The 4,944-nt window shown below is 68.3% G+C and carries 3 protein-coding genes; all 3 read left to right on the top strand.

All coding sequences use genetic code 11. From position 1 onward, the window contains the following. Positions 1-1,777 (top strand): 3-hydroxyacyl-CoA dehydrogenase NAD-binding domain-containing protein (locus tag A612_RS11720; protein WP_019374665.1); only part of this gene is annotated, 1,777 nt, incomplete at its 5' end. Positions 1,778-1,835: 58 nt separating this feature from the next. After that, positions 1,836-3,011 (top strand): acetyl-CoA C-acyltransferase, encoded by a 1,176-nt coding sequence (locus tag A612_RS11715; protein ID WP_019374664.1) that lies wholly within the window; start codon positions 1,836-1,838, stop codon positions 3,009-3,011. Between the two features lie 138 nt (positions 3,012-3,149). Beyond that, the coding region (locus A612_RS11710) for an acyl-CoA dehydrogenase (RefSeq protein WP_019374663.1) at positions 3,150-4,944 on the top strand (1,795 nt) is incomplete at its 3' end.

The raw sequence follows: 4,944 nt of genomic DNA, 5'->3' as shown, positions 1-4,944 counted from the left end.
CCCCTGCCACTACCGGATCGCCGCGCCGGGCTGCAGCGTGGCGCTGCCCGAGGTGAAGCTGGGCCTGCTGCCCGGCGCGGGTGGCACGCAGCGCCTGCCGCGCGTGATCGGCGTGGAGGCGGCGCTGAACATGATCGTCAGCGGCGAGGCCGTCAAGAGCGAATTCATCGGTGCCGTGCCGGGCCAGAAGTTGTTCGACAAGATGGCCGCCTCGCCCGAGGGCCTGGCGGAAGAGGCGCTGGCGTTCGCGCGCAGCGTGGCCGATGTGCGTCCGCTGCCGCTGGTGCGCAACCTGCCGTGCAAGCACCCCAACGGCGACGCATATTTCCAGTTCGCGCGCAACATGGTCAAGGGGATGGCGAAGAACTTCCCTGCGCCTGCCAAGTGCGTGGATGCCGTCGAGGCCGCCACCAAGCACAGGAAGTTCGACGACGGCCTGGCCGCCGAGCGCGAGCTGTTCATCCAGCTGATGTGGACGGCCGAGTCGCGCGCGCTGCGCCACCTGTTCTTCGCCGAGCGTGCCGCCAGCAAGATCCCGGACGTGCCGGCCGACACGCCGAAGCGCGAGATCAAGAAGGTGGCCGTGATTGGTGCCGGCACCATGGGCGGCGGCATCGCCATGAACTTCCTGAACGCCGGCATCCCGGTGGTGATGCTGGAGATGAAGCAGGAGGCGCTGGACCGGGGCGTCGCCACCATGCGCAAGAACTACGAGGCGCAGGTCAAGAAGGGCAAGCTCAAGGAGGACAAGTACCAGCAGCGCATGGCGCTCCTGTCCACCACGCTGTCCTACGACGACCTCAAGGACGCCGACCTGGTCATCGAGGCGGTGTTCGAGGACATGGGTGTGAAGGAGCAGGTGTTCAAGAAGCTCGACGAGGTGATGAAGCCGGGCGCCATCCTCGCGTCCAACACCTCGACGCTCGACCTGAACCAGATCGCCAGCTTCACCCAGCGCCCGCAGGACGTGGTGGGCCTGCATTTCTTCAGTCCCGCCAACGTGATGAAGCTGCTGGAGGTGGTGCGCGGCGATGCGACCGCCAAGGACGTGCTCGCCACCGTGATGGCCGTGGCCAAGAAAATCAAGAAGGTGGCCGTGGTCTCGGGCGTGTGCGACGGCTTCATCGGCAACCGCATGATCGAGCAATACGGCCGCCAGGCGGGCTTCCTGCTGGACGAGGGCTGCACGCCGCAACAGGTGGACCAGGCGATCGAGAAATTCGGCTTTGCCATGGGCCCGTTCCGCATGGGAGACCTCGCCGGCAACGACATCGGCTGGGCCATCCGAAAGCGCCGCGCCGTCGAGCAGCCGGACATGAAGTACAGCAAGACCGCCGACCTGCTGTGCGAGATGGGCCGCTTCGGCCAGAAGGTGGGCAAGGGCTGGTACGACTACGCACCGGGCAAGCGCGACGCCATCCCGAATGCCGAGGTCGAGAAGATGGTGGCCGACCACCGCCAGTCGCTGGGCATCACGCCGCGCAAGATCAGCGACGAGGAGATCGTGCAGCGCCTGGTGTATGCGCTCGTGAACGAGGCGGCGCACATCCTGGAGGAAGGCATCGCCAACAAGGCGAGCGACATCGACGTGGTCTACATCTTCGGCTACGGCTTCCCGGTGCATCGCGGCGGCCCGCTGAACTACGCCAACGAGGTCGGCCTGTTCAACGTGGTGCAGGCCATGAAGCGTTTCGCGCAGAACCCGCTGGACGATGCCGCCTTCTGGCAGCCCGCGCCGCTCCTGCAGCGGCTGGTCGCCGAGGGCAAGGGTTTCTGAGGCCGCTGCCACCGCCATTGGCCGCCACCCCATCCACCGAATTCAAGGAAGTTCGCACATGACCTCCGCAGTGATCGTCTCCACCGCCCGCACGCCGCTCGCCAAGAGCTGGAAGGGCTCCTTCAACATGACCCATGGCGCCACGCTGGGCGGGCACGTGGTGCGCGCCGCCGTCGAGCGCGCCGGCATCGACCCGGCGCTGGTCGACGACGTCATCATGGGCTGCGCCAACCCCGAAGGCGCCACCGGCATGAACATCGCGCGCCAGATCGCGCTGATGGCCGACCTGCCCGTGACCACCTCGGGCATGACCATCAACCGCTTCTGCTCCTCGGGCCTGCAGACCATCGCCACCGCCAGCCAGCGCATCATCGCCGGCGAAGGCGAGGTGTACGTGGCCGGCGGCGTGGAGAGCATCTCCTGCGTGCAGCAGGAGATGAACCTGCACATGATCTTCGACCTCGCGCTCAAGAAGAAGAAACCCGAGATCTACTGGACCATGCTGCAGACCGCCGAGCAGGTCGCCAAGCGCTACGGCATCGGCCGCGACGCCATGGACGAGTACGGCGCCGCCAGCCAGCAAAAGGCCTGCGCCGCCCAGGCGGCGGGCAAGTTCGATGACGAGATCGTGCCGATCACCGTCACCGCCGGCATCGCCGACAAGGTGCGCGGCCTGGTCACCAAGGAAGTCACGGTCAGCAAGGACGAGGGCACGCGCGAGGGCACGACCAAGGAAGGCATCAGCGGGATCAAGCCCGCGCTGCCCGGCGGCGTGATCGCGGCGGGCAACGCCAGCCAGTTCAGCGACGGCGCGGGTGCCTGCGTGGTGGTGAGCGAGGAATTCGCCAGCCGCAACAACCTGAAGCCCCTGGGCCGCTTCCTGGGCTTTGCCGTGGCCGGCTGCGAGCCCGACGAGATGGGCATCGGCCCGGTGTTCGCCGTGCCGAAGGTGCTCAAGAAGCTGGGCCTGAAGGTCGAGGACATCGACCTGTGGGAGCTGAACGAGGCCTTCGCCGTGCAGGTCATCTACTGCCGCGACAAGCTGGGCATTCCCGCCGACCGCCTGAACGTGAACGGCGGCGCCATCGCCCTGGGCCACCCCTACGGAGTGTCCGGCCAGCGCCTGACGGGCCATGCCCTCATCGAGGGCAAACGCCGCGGGGCGAAGCGCGTGTGCGTGACCATGTGCATCGGCGGCGGCATGGGCGCGGCCGGGGTGTTCGAGGTGCTGTAAGCACCGGGCTGCCCGCACGCAGAAACGGAAAACGCCCCGCGCAGGATGCAAGGCCTGCGCGGGGCGTTCGTTTTTCCGGGGGCGTTGCGTCGCCTACTGGACATGGGCCGGGGCGCGAGGGTGTCCATAATTTCCACCATGACCTCCCCCCTGCGCTCCACCCTCGACTTCCTGCTGCACGACTGGCTGCAGGCCGAATCGCTCACGGCCCGCGAGCGTTTCGCCGACCACTCGCGCGAGACCTTCGACGCCGTGCTCGACACCTGCGAGCGCATCGCGCGCGAGAAATACGCGCCCTTCAACCGCACGGTAGACGAGCAGGAGCCGCGCTTTGACGGCGAGCGCGTCATCCTGCCGCAGTGCACGCACGACGCGCGCCTGGCCTATGCGGAAAGCGGCATGCTCAGCGCCGCGCAGGACTACGAACTGGGCGGCATGCAGCTGCCCTACGTGGTGGAGTCGGCGGCCAATGCCTTCTTCGGCGTGGCCTCCATCAGCATTGGCGCCAACCTGCTGACCACCGGCAACGCCAACGCCATCCTCGCGCACGGCACGCCGATGCAGCAGCAGGTCTTCGCTGCCAACGAGTTCAACGGCCGCTGGACCGGCACCATGTGCCTGTCCGAGCCGCAGGCGGGCTCCTCGCTGTCGGACGTCGCCACGCGGGCGGAAGCCGATGGGGCGGACTTTGCCGACGACCCGCTCGGCCCGCGCTACCGCCTGACCGGCAACAAGATGTGGATCAGCGGCGGCGACCACGAGCTGGCCGAGAACATCGTGCACCTGGTGCTGGCGAAGATCCCCGGGCCGGATGGCAAGCTGGTGCCGGGCACGCGCGGCATCTCGCTGTTCATCGTGCCCAAGCACCTGGTGGACACCGACGGCCGGCTCACCGGCGAGCGCAACGACGTGGCGCTGGCCGGCCTGAACCACAAGCTGGGCTGGCGCGGCACGACCAACACGCTGCTGAACTTCGGCGAGGGCAAGTACCCGGTGCGCGGCAGCGCGGGCGCGATCGGCTACCTGGTGGGCCAGCCGGGCGAGGGCCTGAAATGCATGTTCCACATGATGAACGAGGCGCGCATCGCCATCGGCATGGCGGCGACCATGCTGGGGCTGGCGGGCTACTACGCCAGCCTGGACTACGCCCGGACGCGCCTGCAGGGCCGGCCCATGGGCGCCGGCGGCAAGGACCCCACGCAACCGCCCGTGCCGCTGATCGAACACGCCGACATCAAGCGCATGCTGCTTGCGCAAAAGAGCTGGTGCGAGGGGGCGCTGGCGCTGAACCTGTATTGCGCCCGCCTGGTGGACGAGGGGCGCACGGGCGAGCCCCAGGCCGCCGCCGAGGCGCGGTTGCTGCTGGAGGTGCTCACGCCGATTGCCAAGAGCTGGCCGAGCGAGAATTGCCTGGAAGCCAACAGCCTGGCGATCCAGATCCACGGCGGCTATGGCTACACGCGCGATTTTCCTGTCGAGCAGTACTGGCGCGACAACCGCCTGAACATGATCCACGAGGGCACACACGGCATCCAGGCCATGGACCTGCTGGGGCGCAAGGTGGTCATGCAGGACGGGGCGGGGCTGAAGCTGCTGGCGCGCACCATCGGCGCGGCGATCGAGCGCGCACGCGCGCACCCGGAACTGGCTGACTGGGCGGGGCAGCTGGCGCAGGCGCTGCAGGAAGTGGGCGAGGCCACCCAGGCCGCCTGGGCCACGGGCGACCCGCAGGAGGCGCTGGCCAATGCCGTGCCTTACATGCAGGCCTTTGGGCACGTGGTGCTGGCGTGGATGTGGCTGGACATCGCCTGCAGCGTGCTGCAGCGGGATGCCTCGCTGTCGAGCCCGGCGAGCGCCGGCCGGATGGGGGCGGCGCGCTACTTCTTCCACTACGAGCTGCCGCGCATCGGCGCCTGGCTGGCGGTGGTGCGGC

Origin of the sequence: Melaminivora alkalimesophila (genome assembly GCF_000282995.1) — a bacterium.
Lineage (GTDB): Bacteria > Pseudomonadota > Gammaproteobacteria > Burkholderiales > Burkholderiaceae_C > Melaminivora > Melaminivora alkalimesophila.
The sequence above is the reverse complement of the archived record's forward strand: the minus strand, read 5'-3'. Positions and strand labels throughout refer to the sequence as shown.

What these genes read in the sequence shown, in the direction of transcription:
- A612_RS11715 (WP_019374664.1), top strand. Translation starts at nt 1,836, where the DNA reads ATGACCTCCGCAGTGATCGTCTCCACCGCCCGCACGCCGCTCGCCAAG.